Source organism: Serratia grimesii (genome assembly GCF_900186025.1).
Lineage (GTDB): Bacteria > Pseudomonadota > Gammaproteobacteria > Enterobacterales > Enterobacteriaceae > Serratia > Serratia grimesii.
This window is the reverse complement of record NZ_LT883155.1, coordinates 2,517,066-2,533,994: the sequence shown is the minus strand read 5'-3', so window position 1 is coordinate 2,533,994 and position 16,929 is coordinate 2,517,066. Positions and strand designations below refer to the sequence as shown.

Sequence of the window (16,929 nt, the reverse complement as noted above, 5' to 3'; positions counted from 1 at the left end):
ATACTAGAAACGAAGTGACAGGCAGGTCAGGCCGCCGTCCATTTTTTTGAATTCACTGGTGTCGAGCTGAACGATCGGCATCCCTAACTTTTCGATTTGCGCCAAGGTCTGTGGATAGCCCTTGGGGGTAATCAACGTATCGTTGATCCAAAGTGTGTTTCCGGCGTAGGACTCCACTTCTGGAATGACGATGCTGTTGAAAGCGCTAAAGGCTGGATGGTGCTGGTAAGCTTCTGTCAGCAACAGGGTATTGCGGCCAACATAGTTGACTATCGATTTCAGGTGCAGCCCGGCGCTCACCTCAATCGCAGTCACTCGGTAACCATGGGGTTCCACCGCTGCGGCAAATTCGCCAATACCGACTTCGTCCGTACGTGACGTCAGACCGACAAAAAACTGACGATCGACCAACAGCACATCACCACCATCAAGATGACCGCGTGCGCTCATCCGCACCACTGGCCGCTCACCGTCAAACAAGGGGGCAATAGTGTCAACTTCGCCCTGGCGACTTGGTGCACCGGGATGGGTGATCACCGCCAGTTCAGGCATCACGACTGCCGTATCTTCAACAAAGTGTGCGTCAGGAAATACCGGTGCAGCAGGTAACACTGTCACTTTTAATCCCAGGCGGAGCAAGGTGTCCACGTAGGCCAAAAACTGCTGGCCCGTGGTGACAATATCCGGCGCGCCCAATTGGGCCGTGGTTTGGCCGCTGGCGCAGCTATCAGCAGGGAGTCTGGCAATGGCTTGGGTAAAGTGCATGGGCGATTCTCTCTATTGGAAAGGACGGTCACTGTTGTTTCGATTATCAAACAGATACCGCTGCTAATCAGGTTGAATCCACCCACTGCTACTCTACATTTGCGCTGTTTATTCCTTCGATAACGACCAATTCCGCTGTGCGCCCTTTTCACGGAACAGGCGGTTGCGCACCTGTGATACGCGGCATCACCTCTTTCATTAACGCCAGGAATTTACGCAGGCGTGCCGGATAGTAACTGGCGTACGGGTAAAGCAAATATATCGGTAATGGGGCTGCCCGCCAGTCCGGCATCAATGCGATAAGTCGGCCCTGTTCGAGATCCTGTTTAACCACCCAGGATGACAACATTGCGACCCCAACACCGTTTAACGCGGCTTTACGCACTGCGTAGAGACTGTCAGTGCTTAACCTTGGCGCGATGTCAAAACGGCAGGACTTACCGCTGTCGTGATGGGTTAACGTGACTTCATTGCGATAAAAACTGTTTAGCGCCAGCCAAGGCAGTTGCGCTAAATCGCCTATCTGGCTCAGTGGCGCATTACCTGCTAATAACTCAGGTGACGCCACCACGATGCGCGGCACTTCCGCCAATAATACGGCAACCACCGACGGATCGGTCACTGCACCGACGTGGATCGCGCAGTCCACGCCTTCAGGAATGAAGTCTGGCGAGTGATCATTGAGCGTCCATTCCACACTGGTCTGACGATAACGTTGTAAATAATCGCCCAGCGGCCCAATCAGTTGATCCTGACCAAAGGCATGCGGCGCCCTCACCCGCAATATGCCGACCGGCTCATCGCGTGTACCACGTAGCTCATCTTCCATGATGTGCCACTGTTCAATCAGCTTACGCGCATGCTGATAACACCGTTCGCCGTCATCCGTCAGCTTCATGGTGTGTGTCGTGCGCTGGATTAACTTAACGCCCAGCAGTTGTTCCAGCACCTGTAGGCGCCGGCTGACAGTGGGCTGTGACGTGTGCATTTGCGCCGCCGCAGCTGAGAGGCTGCCGCTGTCAACAATACGTACCAGCGTTTGCAACATGGCTATGCGGTCGCCATTCGGAAATGAGTTTTTATTCATACGTAATACGTATAACAGTTTTACCTGTACGGGGGCTACAGTTTGCGGCGAAGCCCGGCAAAAATAGCCGCACTTTACGAGTTCAGGATAACCAACATGAGCCTACTTTCATCAACCAATAACACCACCACGCTTTCCCCCAACGTTGTCTTTCTGCTGGCGGCGGGCGCTGGTCTGAGTGTGGCATCCATCTACTACAGCCAACCTATGCTGGGCATTATGGGGGATGCATTCCACGCCGGGGTGAGTGATACCGGCTTGGTACCGACACTGACACAAGTCGGCTACGCGCTGGGAATCTTATTATTGGCCCCGCTGGGGGATCGTCACGATCGTCGGCAGATCATCCGGGTTAAAGGCGTACTGTTGGCGCTGACCTTGCTGCTTTGTGGTTTTTCCTCTTCATTCCCGTTGCTGCTAATCAGCAGTCTGGCGATCGGTTTAGCCGCTACGGTAGCGCAAGACATCATACCGGCAGCCGCTACGCTCGCTTCTGACGCCAACCGAGGCAAAACTGTGGGGACAGTAATGACCGGGCTGTTAGCTGGCATTTTGCTGTCGCGTGTCTTCAGCGGTGTGGTCGCGGAATATTTTGGCTGGCGCAGCGTTTACTTCCTGGCGGCAGTTGGCGTGTTGATTATTACCTTCGCGATTGGGGCTGTATTACCGCGCTTTAAACCCAACACCACGTTGAGCTACCCGGCGCTGCTGCGTTCATTAGGCAAGCTGTGGGCAGAGTACCCGGAATTGCGGCGTGCAGCACTGGCGCAAGGTTTGTTGTCAGTTGCGTTCAGTGCTTTCTGGTCAACACTGGCAGTAATGCTGGCAGAGCGGTATCAGTTAGGTAGCGCAGTAGCCGGTGCTTTTGGATTGGCGGGCGCGGCAGGTGCACTGGCTGCTCCCTTGGCAGGCGCACTGGCCGATCGTCATGGCCCTGATTACGTCACTAAAATCGGCGCAGCCATGGTGGTGTGTTCATTTGCCCTGATGTTTCTGCTGCCATTACTGTCAGTACCCGCACAGTTGGCTCTGATCGCCTTGAGCGCGGTAGGTTTTGATCTCGGGATACAGGCTACACTGGTGGCGCATCAGACGATTATTTACGCCATTAATCCGGCCGCCCGCAGTCGCCTTAATGCCATCATGTTTACTCTGGTGTTTATTGGCATGGCGACCGGTGCTGCTTTAGGGAGCAAGATTCTGGAAAGTGCCGGTTGGTCTGGTGTGATCGCATTAGCAACAGTGGTGGCGACAGGAGGATTAGTGCTACGGATGTTGGTCAAGGCCCCCTCGCGAGCCGCAGCCTGATGGTGTAGATCGTCTAAAAATAGCCGCAACGTCTGCGGCTATTGTATTTTAACGTCACTCGGCCTCTTGGCTGTTTTCGGCACAAAACTCACGATACCAGCTATCTTCGGCTAACAACTGAGTATGGCTACCCCTGCGACGTAACCGTCCTGCTGCCACAATGACAATATCCTCTGCCAGAGCCGCCAATCGGGGGTTATGCGTGACATAAATACAGCTTGTTCGTCCACGCTGACGTGCCAGCAATGCCATCACGCGGTTAACGCTGAGTGAGTCAAGGCTTGCGGTCGGTTCATCCAGCAAAAGTATTGGTGTCCTGGCACACAAACTTCGTGCCAGACACAGGCGCAGCCGCTGCCCGCCGGACAATGCAGCGCCCCCCACGCCAACCTCGCTGTCTAGCCCGTGCGGTAAACGGGCGATCTCCTGCTGCAAACCTACCGCCGACAGTGCCTCCTGCATTTCATGTTCTTTTAGCGCAGGGTTAGCTAATTGGAGGTTCCAGCGAACACTTCCCCGGAACAGCGGCGTATCCTGCAACAACACATTGCGACACCCTGCCAATGTTGGGGCATCAAGCTGACGAATATCCACTCCGCCAATAGTCACCTGTCCGTCTGTCACGTCGGTGTTACGTGCCAGTATACCCAGCAAGGTGCTTTTGCCGGCGCCAGATGGACCGACGATGGCCAGTAATTTGCCGGGTGGAATATCAAGGTCAATGTTGCTAAGCAGTGCTGTACCGTCCGGCAAGCGATAGCCGACCTGTCGCGCAATCACATGGCTGTCCGCCGGTATGTCGCCAGACTGCGCAAATTGAAGCGCGGGTGTTTCCAACACCATGAATACCTGCATTAGCGCCTGCCAGGCATTACGTAGCGACTGGGCGAGCTGCGTCATTGCCGCCAAGGGTTCGATAAATCGGACTAACAGCACCATTTCGGCGATCCACAATGGGGTTGTCAGCGCACCAATACCGACACGCCAGGCCCCCAGTACTAACACCAGCAAGAATACCGCCTGTACCGCACCCGCAAAGACCAACGTGATGGGTAATGAGCGTCGTTGGAGATGCACCACTTTCTGGTATTGGGCGGTCAGTGCCTGTACCAACCGCTGTCCTGCCTGTTGATTCAGTCCCGTGGTACGCAGTAACGCTTGCTGTTGTCCAAACTCAGCCAACTGTGTGGCGCTGTCGTGCTCAGCCTGATGCAGCTGATCTTCCAGGGTTAGCGTCCGTCGCCCTCCCCAGCGTAGCCACGCACCTAACAATACAGCGGCGATCAACAGGCAACAGGCCAGTGGAAAATCGATAAACGCCAATCCAATAATAACCGTTGCAGGGGTCACTACCGCCGTAATCAGTGGAGCCAACAAATGCGCCGGGATTGCCATGGTCGTCAACACCGGCCCACGTACCAAACTCGGCAAGTGCACCCGGCCAAGCAGGTTAGCGGGAATTCGCGGGATATGCAGGATCAAGGCACCGATCAACATCCGTACTACCGTGCATCCGGCCAAATACCCTTTCAGCGTCGCCCAAAACATCACGCCACCATACACCGCCGTGGTCGCCAGCAAGCCCCACAATGCCGGCCAAATTTGCGCGATATCACCACTAAACCAGGCAACAATCAGTGGCACTAGCATCAGACCAGCGACACCGTCCAGCATGGCGCACGCCGTCATCCACAGCAGTGTTTTCATCAGCGAAGCCCGATCCTGCGGAGCCAAAGATCTCAAGCGCGCCATATTAATAGCCATAAATGTCTCCCTGACTGTCCCAAAGCCGGCGATAAAGCCCCCCGGCGGCTAATAATTGCCGGTGGTTGCCACTGGCGACCAACTGCCCACGTTCCAGCACCAAAATACAGTCGGCATCCATGACATCGGCCAATCGGTGACTGACGATCACCGTGGTGCCAGATCGCTGGCGTAGGCGACCTAATAAGGCTGCGGCGGTTTGCGGATCAAGCGCCGACGTGGGTTCATCCAGCAACAAAATTGGCGCTGGTGACAGCAAGGCGCGCGCAATAGACAGGCGTTGCAGTTCACCGCCTGAAAGCTGCAAGTCTTGGCCCGGTATGCTTTGGTAACCAAGTGGCCGTGCCATAATGTCCTCATGCAGACAGGCAGCCTTTGCCGCGGCATGGATGGTGGCCTGATCGGCATCTGGACGATAGAGCGCAATGTTTTGATCCAACGGTCGTGCCAGCGCACATCCCTGTTGCAATACCGGGGTGATTAATTGAAAACGACCAGCAGAAGACAAACTCGCCAAAGGGTGACCGCTGACCCGAATTTGCCCGCAGTCCGGGTCCATAAACCGTGCTAATAGCAACAGCAAGCTGCTTTTCCCTGCCCCCGATGGCCCAACAATCGCGGTGACACTGCCGGCTGGCAGCGAAAAAGTGATGTTCTGTAGAACTGGTTGATTATCGTAATGGAAACTCAGCGCCTGTACTTCGATATCGGCTGGGGCGTTCAGATCAGGCTGTTGTGTTCCGTTCACCATGTCTGGCGTAGCCAGCAACGCATTCAACCGCTCCGCCGCCAGTCGGGCACTGCGCAATGCATCACCGCCGTGGCCCATCGCCTGCAGCGGCGCGGCAATTGCCTTAACCAACAACAAAAATACGCACAACTGAGCGACCGGCAATGGCGTCGCACCCAAGCCCAACGCGCCAGCGATGACCCAAACGCCAAGCAGTGGCGCTCCCAGCAACAGTTGCATACCCGCGCTCAAACGGCCGATACGCTGTACCCAATGGCTGAATGCCGTAACAAAAAGATCGGTTGCCGCCTGTGCCTGAGCTTGTACCCCGGCCTGCGGATATTGCCGCACTGCCACCGGATGACTGGCCAGCGTACCGTAGCTTTCCAGCATCTCCTCCATCGTACGGTCGCGTTGTTCGACATCGGCACGAAACCGAGAGGCTCGCATCGCCAGGAACAACCCAACTGCAGCGCAAAGAGGCAATAACGCAAACAACGCCAGCGACATATTCAGTGAAAACAAATAGCCAAAGGCCACCAACGGGACAATCAGCAAATTCACCAAATCCGTCGGTGCGTGTGCGATCAGCTGATGCAGTGCTCTTACGTCCTGCTCAACGTAACGGGCTACGCCATCCTGGCCCTGGTGTACAAACCAGTTCAGCGGCAAACGCTGCAACTTTTCCGCCAGGGCTAAGCGCAGTTGATGGCAAAGCCCGGCATCCACGCTGTGCGTCAGATACAACGCCAATGTTTGACCGAACAACCACACCAAACCGCTGACGGCGATAGGCCACAGCCAGCGAATTTCAGCAACAGATTGAGTTTCTGCTGCGATATATCCCAGCAGGATCCAAGGTATCAATGAACATATGCCTGCCAACGCCTGCAAAAATATGGCCGCCGCCAATGGCCGATAATACGGCCGTAACAGGCGATGTAATGCCCCTTTCATCGTGATCTCTCCTTAAAATTCCATACCTTACGATAGCGGAAAATCAGGTGAGCTCAGGTGGGGATACTTTTGCCAGCGGGACTTTTTATTTAGCCCGCCGGTTAGCGCGCCATCACCGCTCGGGGGGAAATGCCAAAGCGCTTGCGGAATGCGATGGATAAATGTGCTGGGCTGTAACCCACACGATAGGCGATGGTGGCCACATTGGCCTCCTCAGTGCTGAGCATGCGGTGGGCTTGTTGCAGACGATACTCTTGCAACCATCCAAACACGCTGTTGCCAAAGATCTGACGGAAGCCGTTGGTGAGTTTGCGGGTGTTAATCCCCACCTGTGCTGCCAAACGATCCAACCCCGGAGGATGTGGCAGGTTGGAAATCAATAGATCGCGCGCGGCGTGGAGGCGTTCAATGTCCGAACGAGTGAGCCGTAGAACGACTGCCTTTGACGGGACATCGGACAGGTGTTGCAGGCTCATCGCGATGAGTTCCATCGCCTTGCCCGCCAAATACAGATCGCGCGTGGCCCCTTGCAACGGGCAAGTGGCAATCTGTGTGGACAACGCCAATAACAGTTTGGGGGCCGGACCGATAACCATTTTCGGCGGCTGCCCTGCCCGAGACGTTAATGCTGCGGGAAACAATTCGGCATGTTGATCCTGGCCGTCGCTCTCCAATTGCAAAATGGTGTAGCGCAGAGGGGTATCCCGTTTAAAACGGTGTGTCACTGCGAAGTTGCCAAGGTTACTGAATGCACAAAGTGAAGGTTCGGCGATATGCCGTTCAGCCTGCCCTGTAACCCGGCATTGCATCTCGCCACTGTGCACGAACGCCAACTTGATACCGTTGATCAACGGATCATCCTCCCAGGCAGACTGCTGTTCCAGCAAGGTACCACTATGCAATAGGATGTGCGGTGCAAATTTTAGGCGTTCGGGATGCGGAACTGGCGTGATGATGGGCTGATGTTGTACTGCGAAAGACGGCATGGTTGTCATGGTGTACGCGTGTTCAGATAGCGGGCAACAGGGCTTTCACTATGGCATAACGGTCGGCAAATGAAAGTAATTCTTATTCAATCTGCCGACCACTGCAATAACACTATCTACTTCTGATTATCCGCCACGAACGACGCCACATTATCTTGAGTGATCGTTTTGTAAGGCACCCAGTTATACGGCTCGACCTTGTGTTTTTCCAACAGCGCCTTGGCTACCTGCACAGCACCGATGGCCTGCCCTTTGGCGTCCTGGAAAATGGTTAACGTCATGCCGCCATTTTTAATAAACTGTTGACCGTCCGGCGTGCCGTCGATCCCCGCCACCAGGATGCTTTTATTTTTGGCCTGATTCAGCGCCATGATGGCACCAATGGCCATTTCGTCGTTGTTGGCCGCGATAGCGTCAATCGGGCGACCATTCAGTAACCAGCCGGACACCACGTCCACCGCCTCATTGCGCTGCCATTTGGCAGTCTGTTTTTCCAATACCTTCATGTCTTTGTATTTGGCGATCACCGCTTCTACGGCACGGGTGCGCTCGCGCGCCTCTTCGTTCGATAACGCCCCCATCAGGATTGCCACGTTGCCGCGATAATTCATTTTCTTGGCCAACGCTTCCATTTGCATTTCACCGCCTGCCGCCGAGTCTGAACCCACATAGGCCATATCCTTACCCAACTTCACTTCCGGCTTGCGGTTGACAAAAATCAGCGGAATATTAGCGCGCTCAGCAGCGTCCATCATCGGCTTTACGCCCTGTGTATCAACAGGATTGAGGATGATGGCATCCACCCCAAGGTTGATAAAGTCATCCACCTGTTGCACCTGTAGCGCCACATCCCCTTTCGCGTCGGCAAACTGACTATCCATATTCAGTTGCTTAAGTTCACTCGCCATTTGCGAACGTAAAATAGAGACAAAGTTAAGATCGAAATTAGCCAGCGCTACGCCGACTTTATAAGTTTTCGCCTGGGCGCTGAAAGCCATAACCATGCTCAGCAGTATCAAAAGTAACGTTTTCGTTTTCATGATGACATCCTGTAGGTTGAGGTTTATTTATTATTAAAATCAACGCATCACTGCCTGTACCGGGCAACAGGCCAATACCCGGTTTTATTTGGATCAACGAGTGAAATGGTCACGGAACTGTTGCAATGCTTCAGTGCTGTCGCCGGAGGCCCATCCTTCCATCGCCACCACGCCCTGGTAACCCATCTCCTCCAGCGTGCGCGCTATTGCACGGTAGTTGATCTCACCGGTGCCGGGCTGCTGCCTCCCCGGTACGTCAGCCACCTGGATCTCGCCGATGGCTGGGCCACAGCGGCGAATCAGTTCAATGAGGTTACCCTCGCCAATTTGCGCATGGTAAAGATCGAGGTTCATTTTCAGCCCCGGGCGGTTAACTGCCTCCACCAGAGTCAGGGTGTCGAAGGCTTTGGCGAAAGGCGTACCAGGGTGATCCCGTGGTAAGTTGAGGTTTTCCAGCGTAAATACTTTCCCGGCGCGCTCCGCCATCTGCGCTAAGCCGCTCAGGGTATCGGCTGCTTTCAACCACATTGCGCCAGTCACTGTCTCCACCGGTTTTACCGGTAACCCCTGCGGATCTAAACCGGTTCCGTGCAGGTTCAGGTTTTGGCAGTTCAGGCGCTGTGCTATCGCCAGCGACTGTTCCGCGGTTTGTAGCAGTTGGGCAATTTCTTCGTCATCGGTCAGGTTGCCGGTGAGATAGCCGGTCATTGACGTGAAGCGCGCGCCGGTAGCGACCAACGCATCGATGTCTTTGTTGGCCCAATTCCAGATTTCAACGCCGAAGCCAAGTGCATCAATACGTGCCACACGTTCAACAAAGGGCAGATCGAGAAACACCATCTCGGCACAAACGGACAATTGATAACGCGCCATCATTGCCCCCTCAGTGTGACGGGTTTGCCCTGTTGTACCGACTCAATACAGGCAAGTGCGATCTCCAACGCATTACGTGCATCCTGACCGGTCGCGCGTGGGCTTTGACCCTGTTGAATACAGTGCGCGAATTCGGTCAGTTCTGCCACGTAGGCGTCGTGCAGCAAGTCGGTATCCTGCCTCGATGTCTCAATGGCGATACCGCCAGCGTGATAGCGCACACAGTTATTCAGGTTGATATTGCCCGCCTGTAACATCCCTTTGCTGCCGAACACTTCACCACGCACGTCGTAACCGTAGACCGCCTGGAAATTGGCTTCGGCAGTGGCGATAGCTCCGTTATCAAAGCGAATCGTGACCACGGCCGTATCCAGCAATCCCTTGTCCTTGAAGTCCGGGCGCACCAACGCATCCGCCAAGGCATAGACGTCTACCGGCCTGGCGCCCGGATTGAAATGCAACAGTGTGTCAAAGTCATGGATTAAGGTTTCCAGAAAGATGGTCCACGCCGGGATCGGCGCCGGATCGCGCAGCAAGGGGTCGCGCGTCACCGAACGAGACAGCTGCGTGGTACCATTTTCCCCCGACTTCACGGTGGCGATGGCGGCAGCAAACCCACTGACAAAACGGCGGTTAAACCCCACCTGGAGAACCACTCCCGCCCTTTTTACTGCGGCAATAGCTCGGTCCGCCTCATCTAGCGTGATGGCCATCGGCTTTTCACAAAATACATGCTTGCCCACCTGAGCCGCAGCGATCACCCACTCCGCATGTGTGCGTGCCGGTGAAGCGATGACTACGGCATCAATTGCAGGATCATCCAGCATTGCCTGCAAATCACTGTAGGCTTTCACGCCCAAGCGTTCTGCCAGCCGCTGCGCTGTACCCGGCAAAGGATCGGCCACCGCTGCCAATACTGCGCCCGGCACGCGTCGTGCCAACGATTCTGCATGGAAGGTGCCCATTCTGCCGGCACCGATCAGACCAACACGCAGGGGTTGGGATGAATGACTCATAGTGATTCCTTATGTGAAGTAGCGCCCTATTGGGCAACGGAGTGCACTGTGGGTATTGCAAAGGGGATGCCAGCTTAAAACGCGGGGAATTTGTGAGGCGTTGCACAGATAGCCATAACAAAGTGACAACTAAATTGACATGTCAATTTCACATGTCAATAAAATGAACATTACATTCCGATTCGGAGATGCCAATGCATACCGCCGCAGGCCTGAGGCCAATCAAAGATGAAAGCGATCCGATTTTCAGTCTGCCGGAAGGACCGGAAGCCAGCGAATGGGACAGCCTGTTTTGGCAAGGATGGCAGGCATTTAACGATGGCGGGCAACCAGGCTGGATACGCAAGTCCATACTACAATCCTGGCGGCGCTCGCGTGAATACGGCATCGATCCCGATGAGTTTGTCTATCACGCGCCACCGGCAGACCAACTGCAGGCCATTCTGTCGCACAATGCCGAGCTTATTACCGTGGCGCGCAGCATCATGGAGAACCTGTTGGCTTATAACCCCGATGGTCACATCAATCTGACCGATGCTAATGGTGTCACCCTCCACTACTGCGGTGCAGACATGACACCGGTCGGCAGTATCCTGCGTGAAGAGGTTCAGGGCACCAACTGCACCGCACGCTGCCTGCTGGAACAGCGTTTGGTGTATGTACTCAGCGGTGAGAATTGGAAGATTGGCCTGCGCCAACGCCATAGGCAGTGTGCCGCAGCACCTGTGCGTAACGCCGAGGGAGTCATGATTGGTGTGTTAACACTCACCGCCACACCGGACAATTTCAATGCCCATACTCTGGGGACTGTGCAGGCCGCGGCAGAAGCCGTTGGCCAGCAGCTAAAACTGCACAGACTGTTGGCAGAACAACAATCCATTCTGGAAACGCTGAATGAGGGTGTCATGGTCTGTGATCGCCATGGCAGACTGAAAACCGTCAACCGGTATGCCCGCCAGATTTTCGATGGCCTGGAACCGGGCAATATTCCCATCGACGCACTGTTGTGCCCACAATCGGGATCGCTGCTGACCATGCCATTTTGTAACGATCGTGAAATGGTGTTTATGCCAGCCGGTAAACCCGCTCTTTCCTGTGTCATTTCATTGATGCCCGCGCCGGATGACGGGCGCGTGCTTTCAGTGCGTGAAAATCAACGTATCCGTGCCATTACCCGCCGCGTAATGGGCGTCAGTGCCAGTTATACCTTCGAGATGATTTACGGTCATGCCAGCCGCATGCGCGAAGCAATCATGCAGGCGCGGACCTGTAGCCGCAGTGACAGCACGGTGCTGCTCACCGGCGAAAGCGGCACCGGCAAGGAGCTGTTTGCCCAAGCGATCCACAACGGTGGTTCGCGCAGTAATGAACCCTTTGTTGCGGTCAACTGCGGTGCCTTACCCCGCGACCTGGTACAGAGTGAACTGTTTGGCTATGTCGATGGGGCATTTACCGGCTCGCGACGCGGGGGTTCTGCGGGCAAGTTCGAGCTGGCAGACGGCGGAACTTTGTTGCTCGATGAAATCGGCGAAATGCCATTAGATGCGCAAACCAGTCTATTACGCGTACTGCAAGAGAGTGAAGTGTTGCGCATAGGTGCGGCGCATCCGGTAAAAGTGAATGTGCGCATTATTGCGGCCACCCATTGTGATCTGGTGCAAGCGGTCGAGAAAGGCGCGTTTCGTCGCGATCTTTATTACCGGTTGAACGTACTCTCCATCCCGGTTCCTCCACTCCGTGAACGGCGGGAAGACATTGCCGGGTTGATCAATGGCTTTATTCACAAGCTCAGCACGCGGATGAAAAAGATTCCACCACAGGTTTCACCGCACGCTATGGCTTACCTGAATGCCTGGCACTGGCCCGGCAACGTGCGTGAGCTGGAAAATCTGGTGGAACGCATGGTGAACCTGTGTGAAGGATTACTGATAGATGTTGCCGACCTGCCCGAAGACATCACGCGGATATCGCCAGAACCGGACGCCTCACCTTCAAGCCGGCTCGAAGATAATGAACGTGCTCATATCATTCAGGTGATTGAGTCCAGCGGTGGTAACCTGCGGCAGGCGGCCCGTTTACTCGGGCTATCGAGGACCACGCTGTATAACAAAATTAATAAGTGGCGGATCGATTTAAGCCTGTTACGTACATGAACCGTATTTTGATCGTCTAATATCGCCACAGAATTATTGAAATAATAGAATGAGTAATTCCCAGTGGCTTACGCCATTCTTACAAGGCGGCACGAACCTGGGTAGGAGAGGAATGTTACGGGGTGCGGGGATTAGAAATCCACAGGGAAACGGTGGGCATAACCCACCGTGTAAGAGTTAAACAATAAAGTCTGTCGCCGTATTCGCCTGCCCTACAATTTGAACCAAGAAGTCTGGTGCGGCCTGACCATTTATATTCAACGCCAGTTCACTTAAATTACTTTGTGAATTATAAGTCAGCAGTGCTTCCCCTGCCTGGCCGCTGAAATCGTCAACAAAATGAATAAAGCCCGCACCTTTATCGCCGTGATTAAAGAAGGAAAGATCAATCTTGTCGATACCGGTTTCAAAGTCCATGATCTTATCAGGCGATTTGAAAGGTGAATCACTTACCGCTGAGAAAACAAAAATATCGTTACCGCTACCACCGTATAACTGATCCTGCCCACCGCCACCGTAAATAACGTCATTACCGGCACCACCGTGGATAATATTGGCAGCGTTATTACCGACAATAACATCATTGCCGGAACCACCAATGGCATTTTCAATGATAGCGCCCAGAGCAATGGACACGTTGCCCTTCAAACCGCCAACGTCAGAGAAGGAACCTTCTGTCAGGTTGATGCGTTGGTTCTGTGAATAGCCGGAAAAATCGAGCGTATCATTACCGCCTGCATCCCAGACAGAGAACACCAGTTTCTGGTTGCTGTCCGTCAGCGTGTAGAAATCCCTTCCGGTATTAGAATTGAACCCGTACACCGTATCCCCGGTGCGCGTAGTCGTATTGGCTCCATAGAGGTACTGAATAGCGGCAATATCATCAACCAACGGTGCTGCGGCATAATGACCGCCGTTATCGCCACCGGTGAGTGACTCATTCCAATAACTCATTACACTGAATTGACGCGTGTCTTCGGCGTAATTCGCCATGCTATAGTTGGGTGGGTTATTTTCATCGGCATTATATTTACCAGGATGATCCAGCCCTAACGTATGCCCCAGTTCATGGGTGATACTCAAACGACCGTAGTTACCCAATTCAGGATGCAGATTGGCGTAAACCCCATCTCGGGGATCAGCGTAGTCGTAATTGATATTGAACCAGCTTTGACCATCGGTATTATGCCCACGATAGTCGTTACCCGCACCGCTAAAGGGCTTAATTGCATAAGCCTGGCCAGAACCCTCATAATTACCGAAGGTAATATTGGACTTTTGATCCGGGGCAACCTCAACAAACTTAAGGTTAGCGACATCAGCCCAAGATTGCAGAGAAAGTTTGGCCTGAGCTTTTTGCTCCGCAGTAAAGGCACTAAGTCCGGTATCTTGATTGTTGACGCCAAATCGGAAATTTAAATTACTCTGATTATAATCCCAGTCTGGGAATGAGTAAGTGACGGTAGCGCCTTTGCCAGTAACATGAATACCATTCCAGGTTTGTTCACTACGCGCTATTTGCTTGCCAGCCTCTTCCACACCGAAAGAAGGCTTATTATTGATGATTAAATCATTACCTCTATTATGATAATTCAGCAAATCATTAACATCATCCCAACCGCTGGTCTTTCCATTTAGGGAACTGTCCATATCCATCTCCAGTAGGTTAATTCATTTCCGTTATATAGAAATAAAATTTCGATATATAGAATTACCGCAACATCATATCGCAGCATTTAAATGCTAGTATGATTTTCAGATACCTCAATATATTTTGATGAAATAATTTATGATGGAGTAATCATCTTTTTAATATCTTATTATTAGGGTGAATAACTCAATGGCGCCGGGACGTGTTCATCTCCAGGGATGGCCCCCTCAATCGAGCCACGGCAACTTGCATTTTTCCAGGCCTCTTGCGTTATACTACGCCCCGCTTTTTGTAACGAACTCAGATGACTATGGAACGCTTTCTAGAAAATGCCATGTACGCCTCTCGCTGGCTGCTTGCTCCAGTTTACTTTGGCCTGTCTTTGGCCTTGTTGGCACTGTCGATAAAATTCTTCCAGGAGATCCTTCATGTTCTGCCGAACATTTTCTCCATCGCCGAAGCAGACCTGGTTCTGACTCTGCTTTCATTGATCGACATGGCATTGGTTGGCGGCCTGCTGGTAATGGTGATGTTCTCGGGGTACGAGAATTTTGTTTCGCAACTCGATATCAGCGACGACAAAGAAAAACTGAGCTGGTTGGGCAAGATGGACGCAACCTCTCTGAAGAACAAGGTTGCCGCGTCAATTGTCGCCATTTCCTCTATTCACTTGTTGCGCGTGTTTATGGATGCCAAGAATGTGCCGGACAATAAGCTGATGTGGTATGTGATCATCCACCTCACCTTTGTGCTCTCCGCATTCGTCATGGGTTACCTCGATAAACTGACACGCTACAAGCACTGAGCCTCTTCAGCCGCCATGTCCCAATGGCGGCTACCTCTCTGCCTTCTGTTAAAATAAAACATTAAAAATCAATTCATTGAATATGTACTTTATCGCCTACTTAAAGTGACGCCGTCACCTAAAGGTGCATCGCTATCACTTTTCGAATTTCACTTAGTGCCATCTAATGATAATAACATTATAATGTTATTACACTTCGACAAGCGCAGAGTCTGGCGCAAGCTGAACTCTTCCGCTGACAGGACCTAGATCAATCATGCCGCTGAATGGTAATCCACTACAGTACCAGGACGTTCAATCCATCCTGCCACACCGATTTCCCTGTCTGCTGGTCGATCGTATTCTGGCTGACGGCACCTCTATTTCGGAGGGTCGTCTAAGCGCCATCAAAAACATTACCGCCAATGAACCCACATTTTGGACTGGTCATCACCAAACAACCGTCTTCCCCGGCATATTAATGGTGGAGGCTTTGGCGCAGAGTACAGGGCTGCTGGCACACTACTTTCTAAAGCCGCTGCTCCCCGGTGAACATTATTACTTTGCGGCCATTCATCATGCCCGCTTCTACCGTTCTGCCCGCCCCGGTGACCAACTTCGTATGGACGTCGCTTTTGTTCGACAACGTTCGGGCCTTGCACGCTTTACTGGCCGCGCCACGGTCAATGGCCGTCGTATCTGTACTGCCGAATTTATGTGTGCCCGTAAGTAAGGTTGTTTTTTCTGATGGAGGCTCAACGAAACGTTATGTCTTTGGTTGATAAATTGCTTAATACCCTGGATTTCACTCCTCGCGGTCAGGTGATCGCCCGGGAACAAGACCACTGTGGTGAAATTATTGTGTCCGACCATAAAGGCTACCGGACCCTGCGTTTTGACGGCATCTGCGAACAGAGCAAAATGTGTATCAGCGCACCACAGGTGCCGGTTCACAATTACATTAAAACCATGCTGATGGCTGTGGCCTGGCAACCGCCTTCTGCTGCGCTAATTCTGGGGCTGGGAGGTGGCGGTTTGGTACGTGCACTGCACGCCTATGACGCCAATATGCTGCTGGAAGTGGTAGAGCTGCGTCAGGCAGTCGTGTCTGTTGCTCGTCAGTATTTCACGCTACCTGCGGACCAAACGGTGATTTTGCACGTCGCGGATGCCGCCGATTTTTTGCAGGCTGCCGCAACGCGGTATTATGATTTGATTTTTTCTGACCTCTACAGCGCCTTTACGATGGATCCTCAACAGGGTACCCAGCACTTTCTCGAACAATGTGCCGCGCGGCTTTCACCACAGGGTTGGCTGGTGCTGAATTACCATGAAGTCCCCGATGAGGACTCATTGCTATACCATAGTTTACACCGCGTATTTAACACTGTTTTGTACTGTGTAGCGCCAAGCGGTAATGTGATTATCTATGCATCACCTGCCGATGTCGAAACACCGCTAAGCTTACTGCGCCGCCTTTCTGCCGAGATTGGACCGAGCTTCAATTGCGATCTTGGTTATCTGTCACGCAAGATTGAGCGGTTGCATTTTAGCTGAGGCAACTCGGCGCGCTTGTTATTACCCTTTGATTATCATTCTCTGGAGTCACCCTCATGGAAAAGAAAACGGCGCGTTTGACCGTACTCATTGATCCGGATAAGAAAAAAGCGTTGGAAGAGTTGTGTCTGCAACAAGACGTCACCCCTTCTCAGGTGATCCGTCAGCTCATACGCGACTATCTGCATAAGCACCAGGTTGAGTATCCTAGCCAACCGACCCACTCTAACCCACGAGTGGATAACGTCTGAGATCAGA

Annotated in this window: 15 protein-coding genes; 6 read left to right on the top strand and 9 right to left on the bottom strand. The window is 53.1% G+C overall.

Annotated elements, in window-relative coordinates:
• Positions 1-3 precede the first annotated feature (3 nt).
• Together SGBXF1_RS11980 and SGBXF1_RS11975 are read right to left on the bottom strand one after the other, a co-directional pair.
• Entirely contained in the window at positions 4-765 is a 762-nt protein-coding gene (locus tag SGBXF1_RS11980) for a dimethylarginine dimethylaminohydrolase family protein (protein WP_186428439.1), read from the bottom strand.
• A gap of 148 nt (positions 766-913) precedes the next feature.
• A complete protein-coding gene (locus SGBXF1_RS11975) occupies positions 914-1,852 on the bottom strand; it encodes a LysR family transcriptional regulator (protein ID WP_037415103.1) in 939 nt (312 codons plus the stop codon).
• 96 nt (positions 1,853-1,948) lie between these two features.
• Between SGBXF1_RS11975 and SGBXF1_RS11970 the strand changes: the two genes are divergently transcribed.
• On the top strand, positions 1,949-3,160 hold the full coding sequence (locus SGBXF1_RS11970) for an MFS transporter (protein WP_186428438.1): 1,212 nt from the start codon (positions 1,949-1,951) through the stop codon (positions 3,158-3,160).
• Positions 3,161-3,214: 54 nt separating this feature from the next.
• Here the strand turns inward: SGBXF1_RS11970 and SGBXF1_RS11965 are convergent, their stop codons facing one another.
• From SGBXF1_RS11965 to SGBXF1_RS11940, 6 genes are all read right to left on the bottom strand, one after another.
• Complete coding sequence (locus SGBXF1_RS11965; protein WP_186428437.1) at positions 3,215-4,924, bottom strand: ABC transporter ATP-binding protein; 1,710 nt, start codon at positions 4,922-4,924, stop codon at positions 3,215-3,217.
• Positions 4,914-6,611 carry an ABC transporter ATP-binding protein gene (locus SGBXF1_RS11960; protein ID WP_186428436.1) on the bottom strand — a complete coding sequence of 566 codons (1,698 nt, stop codon included), beginning with the start codon at positions 6,609-6,611 and terminating at the stop codon, positions 4,914-4,916. Before SGBXF1_RS11960 ends, SGBXF1_RS11965 begins: the two co-directional genes overlap by 11 nt.
• Positions 6,612-6,712: 101 nt before the next feature.
• Positions 6,713-7,606 (bottom strand): helix-turn-helix transcriptional regulator, encoded by an 894-nt coding sequence (locus SGBXF1_RS11955; RefSeq protein WP_186428435.1) that lies wholly within the window; start codon positions 7,604-7,606, stop codon positions 6,713-6,715.
• 107 nt (positions 7,607-7,713) lie between these two features.
• The gene (locus tag SGBXF1_RS11950; protein ID WP_061806199.1) at positions 7,714-8,637 is read right to left on the bottom strand and encodes a substrate-binding domain-containing protein; all 924 of its coding nucleotides are present in this window, start codon (positions 8,635-8,637) and stop codon (positions 7,714-7,716) included.
• Positions 8,638-8,730: 93 nt separating this feature from the next.
• Positions 8,731-9,510, bottom strand: a complete 780-nt coding sequence (locus SGBXF1_RS11945; protein WP_186428501.1) for a TIM barrel protein — start codon at positions 9,508-9,510, stop codon at positions 8,731-8,733.
• Entirely contained in the window at positions 9,510-10,526 is a 1,017-nt protein-coding gene (locus tag SGBXF1_RS11940; protein WP_186428434.1) for a Gfo/Idh/MocA family oxidoreductase, read from the bottom strand. Before SGBXF1_RS11940 ends, SGBXF1_RS11945 begins: the two co-directional genes overlap by 1 nt.
• A gap of 194 nt (positions 10,527-10,720) precedes the next feature.
• On the opposite strand from SGBXF1_RS11940, the gene SGBXF1_RS11935 reads away from it, so the two are divergent.
• Positions 10,721-12,679, top strand: coding sequence for a sigma-54-dependent Fis family transcriptional regulator (locus tag SGBXF1_RS11935; protein WP_186428433.1), 1,959 nt, complete (start codon positions 10,721-10,723; stop codon positions 12,677-12,679).
• Positions 12,680-12,856: 177 nt separating this feature from the next.
• Here SGBXF1_RS11935 and SGBXF1_RS11930 read toward each other — a convergent pair whose 3' ends face one another.
• Complete coding sequence (locus SGBXF1_RS11930) at positions 12,857-14,329, bottom strand: serralysin family metalloprotease (protein ID WP_272947695.1); 1,473 nt, start codon at positions 14,327-14,329, stop codon at positions 12,857-12,859.
• A 311-nt stretch (positions 14,330-14,640) separates the two neighbouring features.
• On the opposite strand from SGBXF1_RS11930, the gene SGBXF1_RS11925 reads away from it, so the two are divergent.
• The 4 genes from SGBXF1_RS11925 to SGBXF1_RS11910 all read left to right on the top strand — a co-directional run bounded on the left by SGBXF1_RS11925 (position 14,641) and on the right by SGBXF1_RS11910 (position 16,922).
• Positions 14,641-15,135 carry a TIGR00645 family protein gene (locus tag SGBXF1_RS11925; RefSeq protein ID WP_037415911.1) on the top strand — a complete coding sequence of 165 codons (495 nt, stop codon included), beginning with the start codon at positions 14,641-14,643 and terminating at the stop codon, positions 15,133-15,135.
• A gap of 256 nt (positions 15,136-15,391) precedes the next feature.
• Positions 15,392-15,847, top strand: coding sequence for a 3-hydroxyacyl-ACP dehydratase FabZ (gene fabZ / locus SGBXF1_RS11920; protein ID WP_037415089.1), 456 nt, complete (start codon positions 15,392-15,394; stop codon positions 15,845-15,847).
• A 35-nt stretch (positions 15,848-15,882) separates the two neighbouring features.
• Positions 15,883-16,671, top strand: a complete 789-nt coding sequence (locus SGBXF1_RS11915) for a spermidine synthase (protein ID WP_061806194.1) — start codon at positions 15,883-15,885, stop codon at positions 16,669-16,671.
• Positions 16,672-16,727: 56 nt separating this feature from the next.
• The gene (locus SGBXF1_RS11910; RefSeq protein ID WP_037415083.1) at positions 16,728-16,922 is read left to right on the top strand and encodes a ribbon-helix-helix protein, CopG family; all 195 of its coding nucleotides are present in this window, start codon (positions 16,728-16,730) and stop codon (positions 16,920-16,922) included.
• Positions 16,923-16,929: the final 7 nt, after the last annotated feature.

Bases quoted from the DNA above. Each gene is read 5' to 3' on its own strand.
- fabZ (WP_037415089.1), top strand. From the start codon at position 15,392: ATGCCGCTGAATGGTAATCCACTACAGTACCAGGACGTTCAATCCATC.
- SGBXF1_RS11910 (WP_037415083.1), top strand. From the start codon at position 16,728: ATGGAAAAGAAAACGGCGCGTTTGACCGTACTCATTGATCCGGATAAG.
- SGBXF1_RS11965 (WP_186428437.1), bottom strand. From the start codon at position 4,924: ATGGCTATTAATATGGCGCGCTTGAGATCTTTGGCTCCGCAGGATCGG.
- SGBXF1_RS11980 (WP_186428439.1), bottom strand. From the start codon at position 765: ATGCACTTTACCCAAGCCATTGCCAGACTCCCTGCTGATAGCTGCGCC.
- SGBXF1_RS11950 (WP_061806199.1), bottom strand. From the start codon at position 8,637: ATGAAAACGAAAACGTTACTTTTGATACTGCTGAGCATGGTTATGGCT.
- SGBXF1_RS11970 (WP_186428438.1), top strand. From the start codon at position 1,949: ATGAGCCTACTTTCATCAACCAATAACACCACCACGCTTTCCCCCAAC.
- SGBXF1_RS11960 (WP_186428436.1), bottom strand. From the start codon at position 6,611: ATGAAAGGGGCATTACATCGCCTGTTACGGCCGTATTATCGGCCATTG.
- SGBXF1_RS11955 (WP_186428435.1), bottom strand. From the start codon at position 7,606: ATGACAACCATGCCGTCTTTCGCAGTACAACATCAGCCCATCATCACG.
- SGBXF1_RS11940 (WP_186428434.1), bottom strand. From the start codon at position 10,526: ATGAGTCATTCATCCCAACCCCTGCGTGTTGGTCTGATCGGTGCCGGC.
- SGBXF1_RS11915 (WP_061806194.1), top strand. From the start codon at position 15,883: ATGTCTTTGGTTGATAAATTGCTTAATACCCTGGATTTCACTCCTCGC.
- SGBXF1_RS11925 (WP_037415911.1), top strand. From the start codon at position 14,641: ATGGAACGCTTTCTAGAAAATGCCATGTACGCCTCTCGCTGGCTGCTT.
- SGBXF1_RS11975 (WP_037415103.1), bottom strand. From the start codon at position 1,852: ATGAATAAAAACTCATTTCCGAATGGCGACCGCATAGCCATGTTGCAA.
- SGBXF1_RS11930 (WP_272947695.1), bottom strand. From the start codon at position 14,329: ATGGACAGTTCCCTAAATGGAAAGACCAGCGGTTGGGATGATGTTAAT.
- SGBXF1_RS11945 (WP_186428501.1), bottom strand. From the start codon at position 9,510: ATGGCGCGTTATCAATTGTCCGTTTGTGCCGAGATGGTGTTTCTCGAT.
- SGBXF1_RS11935 (WP_186428433.1), top strand. From the start codon at position 10,721: ATGCATACCGCCGCAGGCCTGAGGCCAATCAAAGATGAAAGCGATCCG.